General features: G+C 33.2%; 27 protein-coding genes and 1 CRISPR repeat array. Of the genes, 17 read left to right on the forward strand and 10 right to left on the reverse strand.

The window, feature by feature from the left end; all coding sequences use genetic code 11:
- The first annotated feature begins 11 nt into the window (after positions 1 to 11).
- The 10 genes from HYD3684_RS03220 to rnhA are packed head-to-tail and all read left to right on the forward strand — an operon-like array spanning position 12 to position 7,171.
- Positions 12 to 716 (forward strand): flagellar hook capping protein, encoded by a 705-nt coding sequence (locus HYD3684_RS03220; RefSeq protein ID WP_015419258.1) that lies wholly within the window; start codon positions 12 to 14, stop codon positions 714 to 716.
- Between the two features lie 11 nt (positions 717 to 727).
- Entirely contained in the window at positions 728 to 2,479 is a 1,752-nt protein-coding gene (locus HYD3684_RS03225; protein ID WP_015419259.1) for a flagellar hook-basal body complex protein, read from the forward strand.
- 11 nt (positions 2,480 to 2,490) lie between these two features.
- On the forward strand, positions 2,491 to 2,973 hold the full coding sequence (locus HYD3684_RS03230; RefSeq protein ID WP_015419260.1) for a flagellar basal body-associated protein FliL: 483 nt from the start codon (positions 2,491 to 2,493) through the stop codon (positions 2,971 to 2,973).
- A gap of 4 nt (positions 2,974 to 2,977) precedes the next feature.
- Positions 2,978 to 3,250, forward strand: coding sequence for a hypothetical protein (locus HYD3684_RS03235; RefSeq protein WP_015419261.1), 273 nt, complete (start codon positions 2,978 to 2,980; stop codon positions 3,248 to 3,250).
- A complete protein-coding gene (gene fliP / locus HYD3684_RS03240) occupies positions 3,228 to 3,986 on the forward strand; it encodes a flagellar type III secretion system pore protein FliP (protein ID WP_015419262.1) in 759 nt (252 codons plus the stop codon). The genes HYD3684_RS03235 and fliP overlap by 23 nt, the downstream gene beginning before the upstream one ends.
- Positions 3,983 to 4,252, forward strand: coding sequence for a flagellar biosynthesis protein FliQ (fliQ, locus tag HYD3684_RS03245; protein WP_015419263.1), 270 nt, complete (start codon positions 3,983 to 3,985; stop codon positions 4,250 to 4,252). The genes fliP and fliQ overlap by 4 nt, the downstream gene beginning before the upstream one ends.
- Before the next feature lies 1 nt (position 4,253).
- On the forward strand, positions 4,254 to 5,030 hold the full coding sequence (locus HYD3684_RS03250) for a flagellar biosynthetic protein FliR (RefSeq protein WP_015419264.1): 777 nt from the start codon (positions 4,254 to 4,256) through the stop codon (positions 5,028 to 5,030).
- Positions 5,014 to 6,075 carry a flagellar biosynthesis protein FlhB gene (flhB, locus tag HYD3684_RS03255; RefSeq protein WP_015419265.1) on the forward strand — a complete coding sequence of 354 codons (1,062 nt, stop codon included), beginning with the start codon at positions 5,014 to 5,016 and terminating at the stop codon, positions 6,073 to 6,075. Before HYD3684_RS03250 ends, flhB begins: the two co-directional genes overlap by 17 nt.
- Positions 6,072 to 6,710: a 7-carboxy-7-deazaguanine synthase QueE gene (locus tag HYD3684_RS03260; RefSeq protein ID WP_015419266.1), complete on the forward strand. Its 639-nt coding sequence runs from the start codon at positions 6,072 to 6,074 to the stop codon at positions 6,708 to 6,710. The genes flhB and HYD3684_RS03260 overlap by 4 nt, the downstream gene beginning before the upstream one ends.
- Complete coding sequence (gene rnhA, locus HYD3684_RS03265; RefSeq protein ID WP_015419267.1) at positions 6,710 to 7,171, forward strand: ribonuclease HI; 462 nt, start codon at positions 6,710 to 6,712, stop codon at positions 7,169 to 7,171. The genes HYD3684_RS03260 and rnhA overlap by 1 nt, the downstream gene beginning before the upstream one ends.
- Here rnhA and HYD3684_RS03270 read toward each other — a convergent pair.
- From HYD3684_RS03270 to HYD3684_RS03305, 10 genes are all read right to left on the reverse strand, one after another.
- Positions 7,143 to 7,463 carry a hypothetical protein gene (locus HYD3684_RS03270; RefSeq protein ID WP_237698628.1) on the reverse strand — a complete coding sequence of 107 codons (321 nt, stop codon included), beginning with the start codon at positions 7,461 to 7,463 and terminating at the stop codon, positions 7,143 to 7,145. The two genes, rnhA and HYD3684_RS03270, sit on opposite strands and share 29 nt — an antisense overlap.
- 33 nt (positions 7,464 to 7,496) lie before the next feature.
- Positions 7,497 to 7,643 carry a hypothetical protein gene (locus HYD3684_RS08380; RefSeq protein ID WP_012513705.1) on the reverse strand — a complete coding sequence of 49 codons (147 nt, stop codon included), beginning with the start codon at positions 7,641 to 7,643 and terminating at the stop codon, positions 7,497 to 7,499.
- A 1-nt stretch (position 7,644) separates the two neighbouring features.
- Positions 7,645 to 7,806, reverse strand: a complete 162-nt coding sequence (locus tag HYD3684_RS08385; protein ID WP_015419269.1) for a hypothetical protein — start codon at positions 7,804 to 7,806, stop codon at positions 7,645 to 7,647.
- A 296-nt stretch (positions 7,807 to 8,102) separates the two neighbouring features.
- Entirely contained in the window at positions 8,103 to 9,461 is a 1,359-nt protein-coding gene (locus HYD3684_RS03275; protein WP_015419271.1) for a tetratricopeptide repeat protein, read from the reverse strand.
- Between the two features lie 37 nt (positions 9,462 to 9,498).
- Positions 9,499 to 10,329: a 4Fe-4S dicluster domain-containing protein gene (locus HYD3684_RS03280; RefSeq protein ID WP_015419272.1), complete on the reverse strand. Its 831-nt coding sequence runs from the start codon at positions 10,327 to 10,329 to the stop codon at positions 9,499 to 9,501.
- A 94-nt stretch (positions 10,330 to 10,423) separates the two neighbouring features.
- Positions 10,424 to 10,822, reverse strand: a complete 399-nt coding sequence (locus HYD3684_RS03285) for a DUF2203 domain-containing protein (RefSeq protein ID WP_015419273.1) — start codon at positions 10,820 to 10,822, stop codon at positions 10,424 to 10,426.
- A 47-nt stretch (positions 10,823 to 10,869) separates the two neighbouring features.
- On the reverse strand, positions 10,870 to 11,784 hold the full coding sequence (locus tag HYD3684_RS03290; protein WP_015419274.1) for a glycosyltransferase family 9 protein: 915 nt from the start codon (positions 11,782 to 11,784) through the stop codon (positions 10,870 to 10,872).
- On the reverse strand, positions 11,777 to 11,998 hold the full coding sequence (locus HYD3684_RS03295; RefSeq protein WP_015419275.1) for a MoaD/ThiS family protein: 222 nt from the start codon (positions 11,996 to 11,998) through the stop codon (positions 11,777 to 11,779). Before HYD3684_RS03295 ends, HYD3684_RS03290 begins: the two co-directional genes overlap by 8 nt.
- Entirely contained in the window at positions 11,995 to 13,389 is a 1,395-nt protein-coding gene (gene gltX, locus HYD3684_RS03300; protein ID WP_015419276.1) for a glutamate--tRNA ligase, read from the reverse strand. Before gltX ends, HYD3684_RS03295 begins: the two co-directional genes overlap by 4 nt.
- Positions 13,390 to 13,613: 224 nt before the next feature.
- On the reverse strand, positions 13,614 to 13,952 hold the full coding sequence (locus tag HYD3684_RS03305) for a hypothetical protein (protein ID WP_237698629.1): 339 nt from the start codon (positions 13,950 to 13,952) through the stop codon (positions 13,614 to 13,616).
- Positions 13,953 to 14,813: 861 nt separating this feature from the next.
- Between HYD3684_RS03305 and HYD3684_RS08435 the strand changes: the two genes are divergently transcribed.
- The 7 genes from HYD3684_RS08435 to HYD3684_RS03335 all read left to right on the forward strand — a co-directional run bounded on the left by HYD3684_RS08435 (position 14,814) and on the right by HYD3684_RS03335 (position 23,470).
- Positions 14,814 to 14,960, forward strand: coding sequence for a hypothetical protein (locus HYD3684_RS08435; RefSeq protein ID WP_237698630.1), 147 nt, complete (start codon positions 14,814 to 14,816; stop codon positions 14,958 to 14,960).
- Between the two features lie 399 nt (positions 14,961 to 15,359).
- On the forward strand, positions 15,360 to 15,554 hold the full coding sequence (locus HYD3684_RS08265; protein WP_237698631.1) for a transposase: 195 nt from the start codon (positions 15,360 to 15,362) through the stop codon (positions 15,552 to 15,554).
- 492 nt (positions 15,555 to 16,046) lie between these two features.
- Positions 16,047 to 16,733: a CRISPR direct-repeat array (repeat unit 28 nt; unit sequence GTTTCATCTGAACCGTGTGGGATATAAA).
- 293 nt (positions 16,734 to 17,026) lie between these two features.
- Positions 17,027 to 17,824 carry a CRISPR-associated endoribonuclease Cas6 gene (cas6, locus tag HYD3684_RS03315; protein ID WP_015419278.1) on the forward strand — a complete coding sequence of 266 codons (798 nt, stop codon included), beginning with the start codon at positions 17,027 to 17,029 and terminating at the stop codon, positions 17,822 to 17,824.
- Complete coding sequence (locus HYD3684_RS03320) at positions 17,821 to 19,488, forward strand: hypothetical protein (protein WP_015419279.1); 1,668 nt, start codon at positions 17,821 to 17,823, stop codon at positions 19,486 to 19,488. Before cas6 ends, HYD3684_RS03320 begins: the two co-directional genes overlap by 4 nt.
- Before the next feature lie 37 nt (positions 19,489 to 19,525).
- The gene (cas7i, locus tag HYD3684_RS03325) at positions 19,526 to 20,512 is read left to right on the forward strand and encodes a type I-B CRISPR-associated protein Cas7/Cst2/DevR (protein ID WP_015419280.1); all 987 of its coding nucleotides are present in this window, start codon (positions 19,526 to 19,528) and stop codon (positions 20,510 to 20,512) included.
- A 7-nt stretch (positions 20,513 to 20,519) separates the two neighbouring features.
- Entirely contained in the window at positions 20,520 to 21,191 is a 672-nt protein-coding gene (gene cas5 / locus HYD3684_RS03330) for a CRISPR-associated protein Cas5 (protein WP_015419281.1), read from the forward strand.
- A complete protein-coding gene (locus HYD3684_RS03335) occupies positions 21,179 to 23,470 on the forward strand; it encodes a CRISPR-associated helicase/endonuclease Cas3 (RefSeq protein WP_015419282.1) in 2,292 nt (763 codons plus the stop codon). Before cas5 ends, HYD3684_RS03335 begins: the two co-directional genes overlap by 13 nt.
- Positions 23,471 to 23,627 lie beyond the last annotated feature (157 nt).

The raw sequence follows: 23,627 nt of genomic DNA on the forward strand, positions 1-23,627 counted from the left end.
CCAGGTACATAATGAGTACGATAAATAGCTCAAACTTGATAGGTGGATTAACAACTGGACAGAGTATATCGTCACCATCTTGGCTTCCAAAAGTAAATGTTGTACCCCCTGGTACCCAGCAAAGTCTCATGAATCTTAGTGCAAGCGCTTACATGGAAATTTACACCACTGAACTAAAGTATCAAGACCCGACATCCTCAAGCGGTAACGATGTAACGTCTATGATAAACGCTACAGTACAACTTCAGCAAATAGGTTATTACAGTATGGCCCAGCAACAAACCCAAGCCCTAGAGGCGCTTTTATCGCAGATGACTATGCTCAATTCAGTGAATATGATAGGAAAAGAGTTTGTGTTTAGTACAAGTGGCATAGATACTACAAAAAATGTCAGTTATTATCTTGATGCTCCCACAAGCATGTCCAGCGTAACTGTTGAAATAATGAACGGTAATACACCTGTAAAAACAATCACAATGAGCTTAACAGCAGGTTTAAACCCCTTAAGTCTGTCTGGATTGCAACCTGGCCAATATGGAGTGCAAATATTATCAAACGGTATTCCAAACCAAAATGTAAAACTTGGCTTAGCTGATATAGTTCAATCTGTTAATCTAAGTGGTACAAATTTGGAACTCACTCTTCAGTCAGGTTTGTCAGAACCAGCGTCAAACATAATATACGCTGGGGCAATACCTAACTCAAGTACAATTTAAGGAGGTGTTTTATGTTACCAAGCTTTTACAACGCGGTTTCTGGTCTTGATGCTTTTAACAACTATCTAAGTATAGTATCAAACAACATGGCAAACGCCGATACAGTAGGCTACAAAGCTATAAATCCAATATTTGAAAACGTTATAGCCAACGTAAACGTAGGTATCAACACACTCACTGATACATTAAAATCTACAGTATACGGTGCTGGTGTTATAGTTGATTCTACACAAATAGATTGGCAACTCGGTAACTTTGAGCAAACTGGCAACAATACAGATTTGGCTATACAAGGTAATGGGTTATTTATTTTACAAGACCCAGCTAACGCTGGAAATATTTTTTATACAAGGAACGGACAGTTTACTATAAGCCAACAAGGTTATATGGTAAATCCTGATGGTTTAAAGCTTTTAGGATATAAAGTTGATCAATCTGGGTCTGTAGTGGGCACCTCTTTACAGCCTATATATATAGTACCTCAGCAACCACCAAAAGCCACAGACTTAATAACTTATCAGCAACCTACAAATCTAAACTCCACAGCCCCAAGCATAACACAAGCTTTTAATCCTCTAAATACCGCTACTTTTAACTATCAAAACACATTGACAACCTTTGATAGTTTAGGAAATACTATAGAAGGCGACGCATACTTTCAGAAGACGGGGCCAAACACATGGAACTATATATATGCAGAAAATGAAAAAGCAGCATATTACAGCGATACTTCTGGTAAAGTCTTGTATAGAAACGTAGCTGGTACTTGGCAAAGCACAACCATAAGCGGTGGGTCTTTGACGTGGTATAATATCACAAACCCACCAAATACAGCAAGCTCAAGTATTATTTCTGCTACCGTATCCCCATACTATATGATATCTGGCACAAATTCATCTGGCTCTATGGTAACAGATTGGGTAGTAGATGTTACTACATCTTCTACTACTATAAGCTACGTAGTAAATCCAACAAAACCACCTGGCGGTACGCAAGAATGGGACACCATAGGCTCTGCAGCTGCCAACGGTTTCGTACCTTACAATCTATCTAGTAGTATAGGAGTACCTATATATACTGGAAGTAGCACAATATATGCAGCTACAGCTTTATTAAACTTTGATCCAAACACCGGCAACATTACAACAAGTTCAACAATAGGCGTATATATTTATCCTACATCTTCAAGTTACGAATATTTTATAGGCACTCAAAACGCTCTTGTGCTAGGAGATGGAAACATAATAGGAAACTTAAACTCAGCCAGCTCTCAATCCACAGGAGGATTAGCCTTCGGACAACTAATAGGATCTAAACCCACAACAAGCATAAGCGCAGGGATAATCGACAATTCATATATAACTCAGGATGCATCTGATTTTACTATCACCGCTTCTCAAGATGGTTATAGCCTTGGAAACCTTGTAAATGTCTACGTGCTATCAAGCGATGGTACAGTCGTTGGGGTTTATTCCAACGGCCAATCAACGCCTCTTTATAGAGTTGCCCTTGCTCAATTCCAAGACCCTAACGAGCTAATAGAAAAAGGTTCCAATCTATATACGTCCATATATACACCAACGATACTGTTGCCAGGAAGTGCCGATATTATCCAATCAGGCATGCTAGAACAATCAAACGTAGATATAGCACAAGCTTACATACAACTTGTAACTGCTGAAAGATCTTACCAAGCCAATGCAAAAGTTGTGACATCTTCTGACAACGTATTACAATCGACGCTGAACATGGTTACAGGTTAAAATAGTATAGTATGGCAGAGGAACAAGTAAAAGAAGAAGGTAAACAATCAGGCGGCAAGAAAAAACTAATTTTTATACTGATACCGGCGCTTCTTCTCCTGATAGGAGGAGGAGCCGGCGCTTACTTTTTCCTAACACATAAAAAAAAGGAATCAACAAAACAAATGGTTGTAGCACCACAAAAGCTTGGTGTGATGTATAACCTAGGTTCTTTTCTAGTAAACTTAGCCGATAAAAACGCAAATACTTATGCAAAAGTATCTATTACATTAGAACTATCAAACCAAAAGGTTGAAAAAGAAGTTGTAAAACGATTACCAATCATAAAAGATGCCGTTATAAATTTGCTTAGCTCAAAAACCTACGATGAGATAAGAACTCCTGAAGGAAAAGAAGAGTTAAGGCTAGAACTCATCAAAAGAATAAATGCAATATTGGTTACCGGTGGAGTACAAAACATTTACTTTACACAATTTATAGTACAATCTATGTAGACTTGTGGAAATAATCTTATTTCTAAAAACCCTAAGCGCTCTTGGTATGGTCTTATCGCTTATAGCATTTCTGTATACGGCTTTTGATTGGAAAAAGATAATTCAAACAACTTACAACCCTAACGATATAATTAGCATATACAAAATAATACCTCTTGATAAACATTCTAAATTTATAATACTAAAAGCTAAAAACAAACTAATTTTAGTGTTTGTATCAAAAGATTATGCTAAACTTATATATGAGATGGATTATGAGGCTAAAGACGTTAGTTAGCATAGGTCTATGGCTTTTAATATCTATACATTTAGCAATGGCTCAAAACGAAAACCCTATCAATGTCATACCTGGAATACAAGTAAAGTTTAACAACGGCAACTTCACTGAAGCTATAAGGCTTATCCTGATATTAACAGTACTGAGCTTAGCGCCATCCATAATAATAATGACGACATCTTTTATCAGAATAGTTACTGTTTTATCAGTATTAAGACAAGCTATTGGTCTCCCAAATGTTCCACCCAATCAAGTGATAACGTCTTTAGCGCTTTTCCTTACGTTCTATGTCATGTATCCTGTAATAAATCAAATAAATCAGAACGCTTTACAGCCATATCTTCAGCACAAAATTACAGATAAACAATTTATACAAAATACAATAGAACCGCTCAAAGAATTTATGGTAAGAAACACAAAAGTAAGCACCGAAAGAACGTTTTTATTAGCTTCAAACATACCAAACAAAGATAATATAAAAAACATAAACGACCTGCCTTTAAGTGTAGTAATTCCAGCTTTTATGGTTAGTGAGCTGTCAATAGCCTTTCAAATTATATTTTTACTTTACCTACCATTCCTAATAATAGATATGGTAGTATCTGCAATATTACTCGCAATGGGCATCATCATGATACCGCCAACCGTCATATCATTACCTTTTAAGATTATGCTTTTCGTACTTGTGAACGGTTGGGAATTAGTTATCTTATCGTTGGTGAGGAGTTACCATTGAGCCAGGATCAAGTTTTAACCATTACAGAAAATATGATTAAGATGACTGTACTTCTTTCAGCTCCTATCCTTATAACCACATTTTTGGTGGGACTTGTGATAAGTATACTTCAATCTGCCACCCAAATCCAAGAAATGACATTGAGCTACATTCCCAAAATACTTGCGGCGTTTTTCGTAATATTTTTGCTTGGTAGTTGGATGATGAAGCATATGGTAGATTATACAAAAGAAATCATCATCAATATACCAAACTATATAAGATAATATGACACTAAGTATATCTATACCATATCTCATAACGTTCTTACTCATAACGCTTAGAATATCTTCTATAGTATTTTTAGCACCAATTTTCGAAGATTTGCCAAACGGCTTTAAAATATTTTTTGTGATAGCCTTTAGTGTATCGCTTTATTATTACAATCCCGTAAAACCAGTATATACAGATAGCTTTATAATATTAACACTGATGGCTTTGAAAGAATTTAGTTTAGGCTTTGTTATAACCTTGATACTAAGATTCTTAGTAGATATTTTCTTTGTTTTTGGAGAATTCGTATCTAGTTCTCTTGGATTGTCAAACGCCACTATCTTAAATCCGCTTATGGGAAATTCTACAATTTTGGGCACATACTTTAGTTATTTTTTTATGGGGCTTTTCGCAGCATCATCCGGTTTTGAATATGTTTATTTTATTTTATCAGAAAGCCTTAAAAGCATACCGCTTGGAGACTTTGACATATACAACATGAGGCCCGAGTTTATATTAAATATCTTTTATAAAAGCTTTTATACCGCTTTTCAATTAGCGCTTCCTATAATAGCTATAGGTCTTATGATGAATATAATTTTAGCAGCTATCAATAGGCTTATACCTCAGATAAACGTTTTCATGGTTGGCATGCCAATTCAAACATTTATAGGTATGATATTTTTGTTGCTTATTTTCCCTCTATTGGGGATACTTATGCACCAAATATTTGAACATTATTTTAAATTTATGTTAGAGTTTACAAGGGGTTATCATGGCCTCGGAAAATAAAACAGAAAAAGCTACACCGTACCGAAGAGGAAAACTAAGATCAGAAGGTAACGTAGCAAAAAGTCAAGAGGTTGTATCTGCCCTTTTGATGCTAGTTTCTATCGGCGCTTTATTTTTTATAGGTTATAAAATCTTTATACTATTTTCGGATTTAATTTTAGATGGTACTTTACAAGTAGATGACCCTTCCTTTACGCCTTCTGATGCTACAAAGTTTTTAGGTTTATCTTTTGAAAAGCTGTTATCAAACATTACGCCTCTTTTCATATTGGCCATTTTGATAGTTGTATTTGGATACGTTTTACAGTTTGGTTTTATATTTACTTTTAAACCTTTAGAACCTAATTTTTCTAAACTAAATCCCATAGAGGGTCTTAAAAATCTCTTTAGCCTCAACGTACTTTTTGAGCTGGTCAAAAACTCTTTAAAAGTTATGCTTCTTTTAGTAGTATCGTTTTTTATATTGTATTTTAGTTTTCATACCCTTGTATTTTCTTCTTACATGTCTCCATCTCAAGGGCTTAGCGAAATCGCAAGGTTAATTTTTAAGCTTTTAATATCAATAGGTATAATAGGTCTAATACTTGCAGGAATAGATTTCGCTTACAAAAAATTTGACTACGAAAAGCGTATAAAAATGTCAAAGCAAGAAGTAAAAGATGAGTTTAAACAGTTTGAAGGAAATATAGAAGTAAAAACAAAGATAAGAAGGAGGATGATGGAATTATCAAGATCTAGAATGATGCAAGAAGTCCCAAAAGCAAGCGTAGTAATCACAAACCCAACACACTTTGCAGTGGCTTTAAGATATATACCAAAACAAGATAGAGCGCCTGTTGTAGTAGCAAAGGGTCAAGATTATATGGCTAAAAAAATCATAGAAATAGCAGAGCTAAACGATGTTCCAGTAGTAAGAAAGCCAGAGTTAGCAAGGGCACTTTACAAAGCGGTAGATATAGAAGAAGAAATACCACCGGAGTTCTACAAAGCTGTAGCTGAAATAATAGCTTATATAGTAAAAAGAAAACAGCGTGGTCTCTTATGATAAACGAGGTTTTTTATTCTATACAAGGAGAAGGATTTTTGATAGGCACCCCTGCTTTGTTTGTGAGGTTTCAAGGATGCAATTTAAGATGCGTTTGGTGTGACGAAAAAAGCGCTTTAGATTTTGATAAAACCGCAAAATCATACATAGAAGCCTTAGAAGAAATAGAAGATATACTAGCTATCCATAATCCATCTTTAATAGTACTAACGGGTGGTGAACCTCTTTTAAACGAAGATTTTATAAATATTTTTTCTTATTTTAAAAGCCTAGATAAAACAATACAAATAGAAACAAACGCCACAATCTTAAAAGACGATATAGAAACACTTTTGAAAACCTATGCAAAAACTTACATTACGTTATCACCAAAATACATATCAAACTATAACATACATACGAAGTTTTTGGCTTTTGATAAAAACATAGAGTTAAAAATAGTTGTAGATGAGCATTTGAATGAAGGTATTTTAGAAAGAGAGTATATTAGACCTTTTGTAGAAAAAGGTTTATTGGTACTACAGCCTCTGTGGGAAAACGGAAGCGTGAAGTTTATTGATAAAGCAATAAAGCTAGCAGAAAAATTCAACGCTAGAATAATACCACAAATGCATAAGCTTTTAGGTTTAAAATAATGGAAATAAAGATATACACGGACGGAAGCTGTTTGGGAAACCCAGGACCAGGTGGTTATTGCGCTATATTAAAAGCTATAAAAAACGGCAAAGTAGTAAAAGAAAAGATAATAAAGGGTGTTGAGGCAAACACCACCAACAACCGAATGGAACTAAAAGCTGTAATAGAGGCTTTAAAAGCTTTAAGTAAAAAAGACCAAAAAATAACCGTATACACAGATAGCCAATACGTAGCAAACGGCATAAAGCTATGGCTAAAGAATTGGATTAAAAAAGATTTTAAAGATGTAAAAAACGAAGATTTATGGAAAGAACTTTATGAGCTTTTAAAAAATCAAAATATAGAAGTAGTGTGGTTAAGGGGGCATCAAAAGAACAAAGGAGATGATCATGACACAAACAATTTATGTGATAAAATAGCAAAAGAAGAGGCTATGAAGGTAAGAAAAGAGACCTCATAAAAGTTTCAGCGTATTCTACAGGCTCCCCTGGTTTTTGTATATATATATCAAAATTTTCTTCGTAAAGATAGGGAAAATCTTTTGCGTTTTCAAAATAATGTAAAGCTTGATCTTCTTGTTTTAGAGCATAGTTTATAAGCGATAAAAGTAAATATTTCTCTTTTGAATCATTGGCTAAAAGTAACCATTTGGAAGCCTCTATGTATTGAGATTTATGTATGTACTTTATGGCTCTTGCAAGGTTTTTATCTATATCAAGGTTTTCTGATACTTTGATTTTGTTCTTATCCAATATTAAAATCCTAAAGCCGGCGCGCATTAGGTATTAGTCTTCGTCTTGTTCTTTAAGCGGTGATTCTCCTCTTTCTTGTTCTGTGATATCAACTACATAAGCTATAATGTAAGACATCGTAGCCACTACCACAAGGGCGGTGATAGCTAAAAAATCCATGTATTTCCACATTCCACCCATATTAAGTTTCTCCTTTTTTGTTGCCACCTTTCCATATCGGTAGTACAAAAGACACTACCATGATAGCCAGCACTCCAAAAGCTAAAAAAGCAAACCATTCTCTATCTGCTGGCGTAACTGCTTTTGCCATCACTTCATTCATTACCCTTATTGCTTCTTCCATTTTTCTTATCTCCTTTCATAACATAAAGATAAAGCACAAGACCAAAAGATATTATCATCATTATCATAACAATAGTCATGAAAATGACGTCCCATATCCTAAAGACAAACGGCACATACATGTGGTGTCCCATTATTCTCTACTCTTTTGCCCTTTTTTACTAGAAAAAATACTGTACATAAATATACTAAACATAAGAAGCAAAACGAAACCAACAACACCTATCACTATAAATCTGAAAATCATAAAAGCCCTCTTAATGTATTATATCACTTAATTATATAAAATATAAAAACTTAAAATCCAAGACTCTTAAATTTTGACAGCATATTCTGTTGGGCTAAGATACTTTTGTATTGGTTGAAAAGCTCTTTCGCTTTTTCATTGTTTCCAAGCTTTTTATAACAAGATATATCTTCATAAAGGGCTTTTGCCATTGTATCATATATGCCAAACTTTTCTAAATAAGGTACGGCTTCATCAAGATATACAACTGCATCTTTGCATTGATTCATTTTATATAAGTCGTTACCTACGCTGTATAGGTCCAAATCAAGACCGTACCTAGCGCCGCCTTTTCTAGTCTTATAACCCCTTATCATAAGGGCTTGCAAGTGATACTGATAAGCTTTCTGGTAATTACCTTTTTGATAATATATATCACCAAGATGTCTTAGTGGTATAGCAGCTCCTTCCGTATCGCCGTTTTTAAGAGCTATCTGAGAAGATTCTACGTAATACTTTTCAGCATCTGGCAAATCACCTTTTTCTTCATAGGCTTGCCCTAAAAGGTTGTATAAAAGCCCAAGCGTATTTGGCTTATCCTGACCAAGAGCTATGGCTTGTTGTAAATATTCTATAGCCTTGTCGTAATCTCCAGTTTCAAGGTAGAAATTACCAGAATAATAATATGTCGTATATAAAAGGTTGTTGTCGTTTAGAAGTTTTGCTATTTTAAAAGCTCTAGACAAATCTCTTAAAGCGAGTTGTTTTTGACCAGACTTGGCCTTGTTTAACACGCTATTAAGAATCTTCTGAGTATATATTCTGATATCACTTATAAAACTAGATACGTTTATTCCGTTTTCTTTGGCTATCCTTATATATTTAAATACTTTATCTATATCAAAGTATTTAGAAGCCAAAAAATCGTTGTAAGCTATATAATAAGCTGCTTCTCCAATGAGGTGTTTGTTGTTTACCGCTTTTGCAAACTCATAAGCTTTTTTTAACACTTCGTTTGCTTTTTGATATCTTTCTGACTTCATTAAGTTTATGCCTTTACTTATAATCTCTTCAATCTGCTTTGTGGGTTTTGCATAAACCTCAAATCCGTAATTTGTCTCATGTATCATGTATTCGTCTTTTGAAGAGTTGCAATATAGCCATGGACCGTTCTTTATAAAATCACCACCTTTTGCCTTGCAATAAGAAGCAGCTAAGTCTTCGTATTCTTTACGTTTTTGAGGGCTTGTAAGATGAAAGTTAAAATACATAGGTTTTTGTATCATATCAAGATAGAAAGGAATTACGCTCTCAGAGTATTCTATAAAGTTTGAATAATCTTGAAAATCTTTCTTTTGATAAACTCTTTCGCAACTAGACAGGGCTAATATGCCAACCACCATTCCTAAATATATAATTTTTTTGTCCATTTTTTCCTCTCCTTAAAATTTAAAATAAGTCTTTTATTTAAAATAAGTCTTTTACATTTCCTTCATCATCTACTCTGGATATATGTAGAGCTTGCTTTTCTTCTCCATGTTTTCTAAAATCTGTCATACAAGCGTCTACACACTTTCCACACATATAGCAAGCTTTTAATCCGCTTGTGGTATCAAGCTCGTCTTTTAACTTTCTTGGATCCAAAGCTATAGGACAAGCTCTTACGCATTCCAAACATTCTGTACATGTGTTTTTATCATAGGTAATGCGCCATCTCATCTTTTGATTGAAAACTTCCAAATAAAGACCTATAGGACAAAAATATCTACACCACTTCTGTCTTAACCATCCTATAGCAAGATAATTAAGAGCAATAAGGCCATATGTAAGAAACGATACCCACCAAAACGCAGGATGGTATGGCTTAAACAAAACAGACAAATCCACTATCCAATTTAACAATATTAGGGTTAGTATAGCATTTAAAACGAAAACTATGATATTAAACTGCAATTTTTTGCCATGTCTATAAAGTCTATCGTATAAAACTTTTACACCTCTTATAAGCCACCCTTCGGTACATATAAAACTACAAAAAAATCTTCCATAAAAATAGTTTATTACAAATGTAACAGTATAAAGAGCAATCCACAACGAAAAAGCCCATATGGCTGGTTTTGTCCAATTTGTGGTATAATGTCCCCAAAGATAATAGTTTCCGTTGGCAAAGTCCATCTTTATAAGATGAAAAACCGGAAATATAACAAGAGTAATGGCAGATATAACGTTGAAGGCAAACCTTACTTTGGTATATTTAGTAGTGTAGGGATACTCCCCTAAAAGTTCTAAAAGCGCCATAGCAACCTCCTATCCTAAAAAGTTAATCATATCTTACTAATATATAAAGCTAGTATAGCATAAGACATAAAAGCTTTGCGTAATTTTAGAAAAATTATATATCTCTATTCTTCTTATCCTCTTCTAAAAGTTCCACCGGTTTGCGGCCCATAAATCCTTCTTCAATACCGTGCCAGTGGCTTATCTCCTCTTCTCCTTCTAACCAACAGAGCCATATATCCTGATTTCCCTTTTTAGATAGAAAGTCAAGAAGCAATGGGTTTAAACCCTTAACAACGGCACCGCTAGAAGATATTTCATATATGAGTTCGTTTACCTCTTGCTTTTTCTCTTCTAAGACGCTTTCCATATATAGCTTTTCTAGCTCATCTTCTATGGTAGATATACGCTCTATGACATCTACTATCTCATCCCTTTTTTCTATAAAATCATATATAAGGGGTTTTATAGATTCTAAAACTTTATTAGCCTCTTCTAAATCAAAGTATCTCATAACACTATAAAAGTAATTCTCTATATATGCTTTTACTATGAAAAATATTAGCCTAATAGCATCATCGCTTTGTCAAATATAAGCTTAGGCTCTATTTCAAAACAAGGATAATCTCCATACTTACAAACTCCTTTTCCATGTAAATCACAAGGCTTACAGGGCATATCTTTTGATATTGTAATACCCTCATCTGGTTTTGGAGCAAAGCCAAAACACGGATGTGTCCCACCAAATATCGTAATCACCTTAACTCCAACAGCCCTTGCCATGTGAGTTATAGAAGAGTCGTTTGCTATTACAAGTTTTGAGCTTTTTATACAAGCTAACGTATCTATAAGAGAAAGTTTTCCTATATAACTAACACCTTTGGCATCGGTATCATCGTTTTTATCTCCTAAAAGCCTAACTTCAAAACCACTATTTAAAAACAACTCTGATAATTCTTTGAAATACTTATATTTTTTCTTATGGTATCTTGCCCCTACTCCTAGACTTATAACAGGCTTTGAAGAAACAAACCTTTCAAGCCTCTCATCTTTTACTTCCAAATAAGGTTTTGGATTTTTTATATCAACAATAGGTTTTACAGCGTTAGCATATTCATCTGTTATATAAAATATATTGTTTTTAAAAGCCTTAAACCAAACACAAAATCTTCTTTGAATAGATTTTTTATCGTAAGAAAACCATTTTGCCTTTAAGATATTTTTCAATATAAAAGTCTTGATATTTTTATGAAGGTCTATTACTATATCCGGTGTTAGGCTTTTAGCCACATCAAACATATTTGATTTATCAACAGATAAAACGTTTACAAAAGAAGAGTCTTCAAATATAGAAGCAAACCCTTTATAAGTCATAAGGTATACACCAAAACCAGCATCGTGAAGGGGCTTAAGAATAGAACTTGTAAGTATTACGTCTCCAAGGGAAGAAAATCTAAGGACGAGGACTTTAGCCACCGCTTACCGGAGGGATGGCGAATACGGTGTCGGAGTTTTTAAACTCTTTCACATATTCGTTTTCTTTGGCAAACCTAGAAGATTTTATAATGTCGCATAAGTGCGGATATTTGTTACATAAATATGCCTTAAGCTCTTCTTCAGTACCATCGAATTCAAACTCTTCAAAAGCACCAATCCTTTCTTTTAATATTGAAAAATAAACTATTTTCATATGTATCTTGACAACCTTTTCAACACTTCCTCCTTAGGTAAAATAGAAGCTATTACATCTATAGCTATACCCTCTAAAGAGCCTGTTAGAGCTATTCTTAAAGCATGCCATATATCTTTTGGTTTTAAGCCAGTTGATTTCTGAATATTTTTCACAACTCCTTTAAGATTTTCTGGTTTAAGTTCCTCTAAAGATTCTATTTCTTGTTTTAAAAGCTCAAAAACTTTTCTATCTATTTTTGAAAGCTCTTCTTTTGCAGCTTCATCTGGTTCTCTTTCTTCAAAAAACGGTCTTAGCTTTTCCACAGCCTCTAAATATGTGTTGTATTCTTTTCTAGTGGCTTTTACTATCTTTTTAAGATACTCTATATCAACTTTCCCATAAGCTTTTTCTAAGAAAGGAAGCAAATCCTCTAACAACCTCTCCTCTGGCAAGATTTCTCTTATATAAACACCATTTAACCAATAGAGCTTATCATGGCTAAATACAGCCGGAGATAAATTTATATCTTTTATATCAAAATATTTTATGGCTTCTTCTTTTGATATAACTTCTTTACCTACTTTTTCACTAGACCATCCTAAAAGACATAGATAGTTAAAAAGAGCCTCAGGGCAGTATCCATTTTCTTTGTAAAATCTAACCGAAACCCCGCCGTGTCTTTTTGAAAGCTTTGTTCTATCCTCACCAAGAATCACTGGTAAATGAGCAAATTCTGGAGGTTTAAATCCAAGGGCCTCATATATTAGTATCTGCTTTGGAGTATTTGATATATGGTCTTCTCCTCTTATAACGTGTGTTATCTTCATAAGGGCATCGTCTATAACCACTACAAAATTATAAACTGGACTACCGTCGCTTCTTACTATTACAAAATCCCCAAAATCATCAACGTTTATACTTATATTGCCCCTTATCATATCTTCAAAACTAACTATTTGTCCATCTGGCACTTTAAACCTTATAACGTAAGATTCACCGCTTTTTAGTCTATTCTCAACATCTTCTTTAGAGAGATGTCTACAAGTACCAGGATACCTATATGCTTTTCCCTGAGCGTAAGCTTCTTCTCTTTGTTTTTCTATATCTTCTTCTTTGCAAAAGCAATAATACGCATGGCCTGAATCTATAAGCTTTTTAGCGTATTCTTTATATATATCAAATCTTTCTGATTGCCTATAAAATTCATCCCATTCTATGCCTAGCCATTTCAAATCCTCTATTATAGAATTCTCAAACTCTTTAGTAGATCTTTCCCTATCTGTATCTTCAATTCTCAACACAAATGTTCCATTTTGGTGTCTTGCAAAAAGATAGCTAAATATTCCAGTTCTTGCGTTACCAAGATGCATGTATCCTGTGGGGCTTGGAGCAAACCTTGTTCTAACCATATTATTATTATAAAGCAAAAACAACCATTTGTATAAGTTCAGATAGACTATGAACACAGAGTGGTTTACCATGTTTCAAATGTCTGTCTTCTTAAAAGATACTTTACTCACGATGTAAAAATGCTTCCAGCACACTAGAGCGATAGAATCGCATTTTACTTCGAGGCAAGATGAAAGAACAGGCACATACAATGTAAGAAATGCTAAAGCACACTAGAGGGGCATCAGTGTATTTTAGAGCTAAAGAACAAACAAGTCTGCCACGATTTACAAGTAGATTTTCCTCTACCGTTGGTCATCCTCTCATACTGCTCTATCTTGAATTGTTCCAAACTTGTTTGGAGTATTTCAACCTTGTTTTGTAGTTCAAGCATGTCCTTCTTCAAGGCTGGTATCTGATCTGTTTGGTTCTGGATTGGCTTTAACAGGTTTGGAATACTCAACGATGTATTGGTCTCTACTTTCTGGATTACAGACTTGAATGCATCCAAACTGTTTTTGATATCAACAAGCGTGGTTTCCATCTCTGCTATGGTATCCCCTTGCTTGAGCACTCTGTCCATCAATGAATGAATAAGAAAGGCTTGACTCTCATTGATGGTAGCACTGTGTTGTTGGTTTCCACCATCAATTTGGTTTCTTAATCTTTTCAGCATGTTTTGTCCTCCACACATAAAGATAATATAGCAGAAAATGATTACATCGTCAATATAGGTATAATTTTATGACTTATATTGTATGATGAGTATGACTGGTATGACTGGTATGACAATTGTTTTGGAAATATGGCTGAAATATACCCCATACAAAAAAATGAACAAGGTTTGCAAGTTATCACATAAAAATAGCGTTTTGTCAAGTAAAAAGCACTCATAAATTCAAACAATACTGCATTATGTAAGTTATTGATAAAACTTAGTTTTTTAAAGATTTGATAGTAAAATAGTAGTTTATAGAAAGGCAAAAAATTTTAGAAAATCTGCCATTTTGCTGATAAAAATCATAAATAAGCTGAAAATTTACCAATCTGTATCATTGCAAATAAGAAAATTTACGTGATTTGATGTATAATATGATTGGTATAGTTATTATGATTATTGTGATTAATATGATTAATATTAATTGTATGCATTATTAAACTATACAATATTTCTAAAATCATTGTTATACAAGAAAATACTGACAAAACACTATTTATATCAACATACCATGTAAACAAATAAATCTTATTTATATCATTGCAAATAATAAAGTATGTTTCTTTATATATGATAAACAGCATAGATGAAGCTATAGAAAAAGCTAAGAAAATGTAATATATTATATATGAGAAACTTAGCATTGACTTTAGTGGTTTTGATGACGGTGAGTTTCGGGGCTTTTGCCGCGACACCACAAAATACATTTGAAATGCACACTATGCAGTGTCACAACGGCAAAAGAGAGCCCCATCTGCTAAAGAGCTTCACACAAAGTTTGCTGGCAAGAAGCTTCAGCTTGTAGAAGCTTTGTATCATTGCAAACCAGCCATGGCTTTGCCGCCAGCTGAAAGAAAAGCTATAATAAATTGACTTTCTTCGAAGTAGTATAAAGGCGGTATAGCTGTTACAACTTGTATAGTTTGTCAGTCTAATTGATGAATATTTTTTGATTATTTTTCACTTAATCTAACTTATATCATTGTAAAAACTAAATAAAGTGTTATATTACAAATACGCTGAATAACAACAAGACTTGTCAATAACTTTTTGTGTCTCATAAAAAAATATCCTACTGAACATTTGCAAAACTTCATATGAGGACCCTTTTAATGCAGGAACTGGCTTACTCCACTTATTGTTCTTTAAAATATCTCTCTGGACAAGGATATTTATTTCAAGAATCTCAGCAGAGCGGTTGGACCGCATTTTACTATTGCGTGGCATACTTGTCGTGGGTTGACAAGGGAACAGGTACTGGTAGTGTAAGAAATGCTACAAGCAAAACGATGTAAGAAATGCCTTTGGCACACTAGCCTCTTGAAGAAGTACATAGAAAAATATAACTTTGTAAGACCTCATTGTTCGTTAGGTTATAGAACACCTGCTGAAGTAGCTTACAGATATGCCACGGTTCGTGGTAATAGTGGAAAGAATTCCGAGGTGGTCCTAGATAATGTGTTATAATTTTTTTGTATGTATGTGTTCACGATGTAGTGAACTTGTACAACTTATACAATTCGGATTAAAATATGCTATAATATTTACATAGCCATTAGGGCTTATTGAGCTTCTTAAGTTTTTCTTAAGAGCTGGCCGTACTTCAATAGCTGAATAAGTGTAGAGAGTTTTTACATACTTTTGATAACCCCACGGCATTTTTAACTTTTTTAATTAGGGGTTTTAGTGAATTGTTTATACAAAAATAAGTTTTATTATCCTTCCAACTTATTGTCTGACAAGCAATTAATTTTGCCGTAAAACCGTAATTACATAAAACCGTAAAACCGTAATTACGGCAAATTTGTCAAAGGCTTGTTAGACAATGATTTAAACTTGATAACGGTACACTAAACTTTGCAGAATCTGGCATTTTCGGAAAATTACCTTCATTTGCGAGGGGTACCCCCTTGACGAAACCATTGATACACTATATAATTTTAGGAGTAGTGATTTCTGGTTTCATCTGAACCGTGTGGGATATAAATAACAAAAGCAGAATCATAGGGCTTCCAGCGAACCCTGGTTTCATCTGAACCGTGTGGGATATAAATATAAGTATGAAGCGTATGAATATATTATACCTGATACGTTTCATCTGAACCGTGTGGGATATAAATAGTCTCTTCCTCTTGTTGTTTGAAGCTGATTGAAGCCAGTTTCATCTGAACCGTGTGGGATATAAATGAATACAGAGTTTGGGTTGCTAAGGATTTGCTTTCGGGTTTCATCTGAACCGTGTGGGATATAAAGTATTGACCTGGATTCTTTTCAAATGTGGTGAGTATGGGTTTCATCTGAACCGTGTGGGATATAAAGTGCTTTCTTGGATCCAATGTTACTTCAAAATTAAATTGTTTCATCTGAACCGTGTGGGATATAAAGTATAGTAATTCTTCAGAGTTTGAAATTTTCTCTGACGTTTCATCTGAACCGTGTGGGATATAAAGTTCAATTTTTGGTGTAGTTACTGATGCTTTAAACTTTGTTTCATCTGAACCGTGTGGGATATAAAGTCGCTTTGTGATTTTTGTATTCCTGCGATATCTCCATGTTTCATCTGAACCGTGTGGGATATAAAGGATTTTGGATCTGATGTATGGCAATTTATAGATCAGGTTTCATCTGAACCGTGTGGGATATAAATTATATATACCTCCCAAACTTGCGTTTATATTTAAAATACTACAACACAATTAACTTGACAATGCTTTTTATAAGTTCAATATATCGTGAACACATAAACCTTGCTTATAAAACGTGGCATGCTCGTCATATGATAAGTATTTGTTAAAAAGATAGGTATCTGAAAAGTGGTAAACCACTCTGCATTCATAGTCTATCTGAACTTATACATACTGTTTGATTAGCTTTTATGGTTTTTATTATAGTCAAATAAATTATTCACGTTACTATTAGTAAAATGGGGGATCTATAAAATGAGGGTAAGAATAGTGCTTAAAACAGATGAAATGCCACTTTTATATAGGCATAGGATTATATCTTTAATTAAAGAGGCACTTATGAGGTCCGATAAGGATTATAAGGAATTTTTGTACGATGGTAAGATAACAAAACCCTTTACCTTTAGCTTGATGTTTCCTAGAACAAAAGAATTTGTAAATAAAAAGGTTATTATAAATAGAAATTTTGAAATAGAGGATAAAGTAGCTTTAATAAAGGATGGGTTTGTAAGCCTTTTTATATCTTCATCAGATTATAGGTTTATGATATCTCTTTTTACCGGATTAAAAAAGATAGGGAGTTTTGATTTTAGCTATGGTGATTGCATGCTCGTTGATGGGAAATCTATTAATCTTGAAGTAAAATCTATTAGCGTATTAAATGAAAAAGTGATAAATAATAACTTTGCTGTGTTTAAAACAATGTCTCCAATAGTTTTAGAAGACAAGGATGATAAACCTATAATATTTTTAGATGATAATTTTGAAAAAGAGTTAAATGAAATAATGGATAGAATATTAAGAAGTCAAATTATCAGAGGTTTTGGTCTTAAAAGGCATTTGGAGTTTGAACCTATAAAAATGTCGAAACAGGTTATAAAGCATACCCTGAAAGATTTTAGGGAAAAAACAGGAAAACCTATAATGTATATAACTGGAAATACTGGAATTTTTAAGCTTTCAGGAGATGCTGAGGACTTGAATATGCTATATAAAATAGGTATAGGCAATAGAACAGGCCAAGGCTTTGGAATGTTGGAGATCTTGAAATGAGGTACTCGTTGATAGGTAGTTTTCAATACGATTTGGGAATATATGGTTTGAAAAAGATATTAGATTTTTTTGAAGAGCGCTATGCTACCGATGGCAATTTTTATATAGAATTAGATAAGGATCCTGAACAGATACTGGAACTAGTAATATTAAGACTTGTATATCTTAATGAACCAAAGTATTTCCTGGACAAAATAATTGACGAATTTTCTAAAAATAAAAATAAAAAGATTAAAGAAAAATTTGAAGAATCAAACGAATATATTGACGATAAACTAAGAAAATACAAAGAGAAGTTTGATAAACTTATAAAGGAGCAAAAATCTCTGAAGAAGATCTTAGAAGAAGAAGATAATCTTTCTGATTTTATTTTTAATATTTTCCAAGAAGTGCTTGGTGAAAAAGTTGCTTATAGAAAAGAAGACATCAAGGATATATTGTATAGTAAGTCGGTACGTCTTTTAAACAATATAATTTTAAACTTTCAAGCTGATATGAGAGCCAAAGGTGAGAAAGTTCTAGAAAAAGCCCGTCAAAAGCTAAAACTAAGCGAAGATGCAGACAAAGAGCGCATTTGCTCTTTTTGTGGGCAAAAAGGGGCATTTAGTATAGCTAGGGATAGGTTTTTCTTTGCTCCTTCCCATTTTAATGCTTTCTGGGAAGATAACCCAAGTATATATGCGTGTCCTTATTGTATTGTTTGCAGCTTTGCTATTTTTGAGTCATTTACATTTTTGAATAGTAAAAACGCCATAGTAATTTATAAACCAAACTTAAAAGACTTAGAGCAACTTAACGATATTTTCTTAAAAAAGAGACTTGAGAAAAACAACATTGCTTTTGGGGATGTAGTTGAAAACATAATAGAATATGAGAAAATGAAATTAAAGAAAGATTTAATACCTGAAGAAATTCAGGTGATAGAATTTAACCTTGATAGTAAGAACCCTAGCATTGAGTTCTATATTCTAATGGACAAAACTATAGAGAATATTATTGCTATAGAACGACAGCTGAAAAATTTGTATGAAAATCACAGAGATGCCTTATATGGGTCAATAAAACAAGGTGACACAGAATATAAGATAGATTTATCAAAAGAAATCATAAAATATATAAGTCAAAATCAAAAGCTTATATATTTAGTACAACGGTATTCAAGACTTGGAATAATGGCTGAGATATATAGACAAAAGGAGGATGAAAATCCACCAATTAAGGGGTTTTATATAAATGTGTTGCTTAAGATTTTGGAAATGCACTTTAAGTTGGAGGGTATCGGTATGAACTATTATGAAGTTTCTAAGGAGTTTGGGCAGTTGCTAAGAGGAAAAGTAAAGAAAAAAGTAACAAAAGTAAACGACGAGACTAAGCAGGAGAGTATAGACTGGAACACGTTTGGCAACAGAATAATACAACTGTCAAACTCATTTTTAGATGCATCAAAAGGCAACTTTCAACAGTTTATGGAGACTTTATCTAGGGTGATAATAAGTTACGATGTAGATATTGACAACAGCTTGCTTAAGGTATTAGACAAAACTAACTATAAAGAGATAGCCACAACTATAGCCTTGAGTTTGCTTGTGAGAAAAGAAAAAGACGAAAGAGTGAATAACTCTAATAACTCTAATGAAAGAGTGGTTGCTGAAACTACACTTTGAAGATAGAGCAGTTTGTAATTTGATAGGAGGTTAAAAAATGAAGCTAACAGGTGTTTTTGTGATTGAAACTGGTGTAGTGAACAGGGGAGATGGCATAGGCAATATTGCCACTGTTAAAAAGATAACGACTCCCGAGGGTATAAAGGTTTTCTTCTCACCTGTATCTTACAAGAGGGCTCTTTGGAGATCTCTGCAACAAAATAAGCATTGGAAAGAACCAATGGTGTCTAGGGAAGGTGGTGTTGTTCAGAGAACGGGTACTGTGATAGACAGCGAGGAGTTTGATTTTGCAGGAACCATGATTGCAAAACCAAAGTACGAAAGAGAGTCTGTTTTGCTTATAGATAATGGCATCTCTGTAAACAACTATTTTGGAGACATGGAGTTTATGACTAACGCAGCTATAGCAAATCTATATGGAGAGAATGAAACTAATATTATAAACAAAGAAATTTTCTACGGTATTTACATAATGCCATTTGGTATAGAAGTGGATAGAATAGGAGTTCAAGAAATAAAAAATTTGGATACTGAAATAAACGATTCAGATAGCGTTGAAGATAAGATAAAGAAAGTGTACGAAGCTTTTAAGAAAGTGGACAAAACTTTGAAGATTGATAATATTGATACTCGTATAAAAGAGTGGGTAAATATAGTAGAAAGCATAGAGTATGATAAAGGTAAAAAGGTTACTAAGATAGTTTTGACAAAAGAAGAAAGGAAAAGAAGGTTAAAAGATCTTTTGGAGGGTATGGGAGAGCTTAGTAGAAGGATGGAAGGCTCTGAGAGAAATTTAAGCCCATGTTTTTCAGTGTTTTCACTTGAATATGCGTCACCTAAGTATATGTTTTTGATAAAAGACTACATAAACAAAAAAATTTTAGAAGGCGGGTATTTGGATTTTAACGAACTAAAAGAAGAGCTTGAAAATCTTGCGAGACAAGAACAAAAAACTCTAAAGATAGCGGATTATAAAAACTATAGGATTGTGGTAAACGAGATTGTAAAAGATATTTTTGGTTAGACTAAAGATGCTTAGGTTAGAAATACGTCAAGAGAGTGCACACTTTAGGATCCCTACTGTAGGTAATCCTTTTTTAAGCTATCCTTTGCCTCCTCCTTCAACAGTTTATGGTTTTCTAAGAGCTATTACAAACTATGAAAGTATAAATTTTGAAAATACAAAACTTTCTATTCAAGGAACTTACAAAGGTGTCTCTTTTGAAAAGGAAAGGCTTGTTTTGCGAACTAAAACTGAAACAAAAACAAATATAATACCAATACAAAAACTTCACCAATGCAGTTGGGTAGTGCATATCAAGTCTTCTGAAGAGTTTGAAAACAAGATAATAAACGCTCTTAAAAACACTTCAAGGATTTTAAGCCTTGGAAGAAGAGAAGATTTAATAATAGATTTTAACGCCTTTAGAGTTGAAGAAAAACCGCTTGATAAATCAAAGAAAATAGCACAAAAAACTACAAAAATTTATAAAGCATGGAATGAGAATGAAGATATAAAAGAAGGTAGTATCTTCAGGATGGCTTTAGACACCATTGTAAATGAAAACAAGGAAATAATTGCTTATAAACAAATAAGTTTAATTTATATGGGTGTAAAAAATTTAATTCCATCTCAATTTTACGATAAGAAACAACATTCTAAGACCTACGATGGGGAATATTTGATCGAGTGGATAATTTAGAAAATTCCTTGAAAGAACATCTCAAAAATTATTTTGCTAAAAGCGATAGGGAAACAACTTTAGAAAAACATATAAATGACTTACTTGATCAATTTAGGATATTTTTGGATAGATATCCAAATGTATTAAATGAAAGAGAGAAAATGTTGTTAGAAAAAGCTATTGAATATCATGATTATGGTAAGTTGAATAAACTATTTCAGGATAAAATGAAACAACCTACTCGACGCGACGATATAGTACCGCATCAATTTTTGTCCCCTTTATTTTTGATATCCCGTGAAAATAAGTTAAGTGACAAAGACTTACTTATAATAGTATATTCTATTGTTAATCACCACCAACGGGGACAAGATAAATATTTAGAAAAAATAGAGAATGGTGTAAATCGTTTATTTACGGAAATGGAGAGTTGTTTTTCAATGTTTTTTCAACATATAGGTTTTAAAGGATTATCTAAAGACACAAAAGAGCGATATAAAGATTGTCTTCACGAAATAGCGACAAACATAAAACCTATAGAAATCTTAAACAAAATGCTTTATGAAGGTAATGAATTTATAAAAACTCTGATAAAAGTAAGCGGGCTTCTTATAAGAATAGATCATGCTGCATCTGGTGATGGTATGGAAATAGAGGAACCTTGTTTAGAGGGTGATAGAGAAGAGATATTCTTAAACTATCTTAAAAAACTTAAAAAAGATAACAATGTTTCACTAAAAAGATTTCAACAACGTTTTAAAGACTGTGAAAATACAGTTTTAGTAGCAGATACTGGGCTTGGGAAAACTGGTCTAGCTTTTCTCTGGTCAAGGAGAAAAATGTTTTATGTGCTGCCAAATAGAACTTCCACAAATGCAATGTATGAAACTTTTAAGCAAATAGCTGGAGAAGATAAGGTAGGACTTTTACACTCTACAAGTATGTTTTATATTTATGAGAAAAGTAAAGAAGATGTGGATTATACAATACTTAGAGATCATGACAATACAAAGAATCTTTCAAAGCCTATTACAGTCAATACAGCGGATCAACTTTTTGAAGCGGTTTTTAAATACCCTACCTATGAGAAAATCTATGCTACTTTAAGCTATTCTGATGTAGTAATAGACGAAATTCAAGGTTTTGATCCTGCACAAATTGTTCCAATTATAAAACAAATAAAAGAAACAACCAAGTTAGGCACCAGATATCTTATAATGACCGCAACGCTTCCTGGAATAGTCAAAGAAAAATTTGAAGAATTAGGCTTTAATGTGGTAGTAGACGATCCCGATACCATAGATAAAACAAAAAGGCATAAAGTATGTTTTGTAGAGAAAAGCATACTTTCGGATATTGAGAGTATTGTTAAAAAGGCTAAAGAGAATAAACACGTTTTAGTTATACTTAATACGGTAAGTGAAGCGCAAAATATTTATAAGAAGTTAAGAGATTCTTATGAGAATGTAAAGCTATTGCACAGCAGATTTATATGGAAAGACAGAATTGAAAGAGAGCAACAAATTCAAAAAGACTATAAACATAATGAAGGTGTAATATGGGTTACTACGCAGTTGGTAGAGGCGTCCCTTGATATAGATTTTGATGTGCTCTTTACCGAGATTGCACCGGCAGATAGCCTTATTCAAAGAATGGGAAGAGTACACAGGCACAAAAAACATGATTACTTGGGAGACTACAACGTTTATATTTATACAGAAGTTGATGAGAAGAAAACGTCTCGTATATATGAAAAAGTGTTAAGAGATAAAAGCATAGAGCTTATAAAAGAAAATTTAGACAAGGAAGATTATCTAAACTCCTATTCAAAAAGGAAAATAGTGGAAACTTTATACTCAGAAGAGTTTTTGAAAAGAATAAATAGCAAATATCTTGAAAAATGGAAAAGGATTGAAGAAATCCTTAATTCTAAATGGGAAAATGTATTCAAGACAGCTCAAGAGATGTTTAGAGATATATTTACCGTTGAGGTTGTTCCATATATGTTTAAAGAAATTGTACAGGGATTGGAAAAAGATTATTATAATACAAAGAAAATAAATGATGAACAAAAAAGAAAGATAGAAAGAGTAGGTATCCTAAAACAAATTAACGATTACAAGGTTCCTATACCACTATATTGGTGGCTTTCACAGAATAAATCTAAATTCGAATATTATTCTAGATTAGGCATAAAAATATTGGGTAAGGAATTTGAATATGACTCTGACTTAGGCATAATAATAAATAAAGAGACTTTGCAAAACTCCTATGTCGATGAGGATATTTTTATATGAATGATATTGATGCAATGAGTTTTGATTATGAAGGATTGAAAATATTTAGGCTAAACGGTACGAAGGTGAACTATTATATTATATGTAAGAGAAAGCTTTGGCTTTTTCATAGGGGACTGACTATGGAGAATGGTTACAACAAGGTTAAGCTCGGTCA

It is taken from the genome of Hydrogenobaculum sp. 3684, assembly GCF_000213785.1.
Lineage (GTDB): Bacteria > Aquificota > Aquificia > Aquificales > Aquificaceae > Hydrogenobaculum.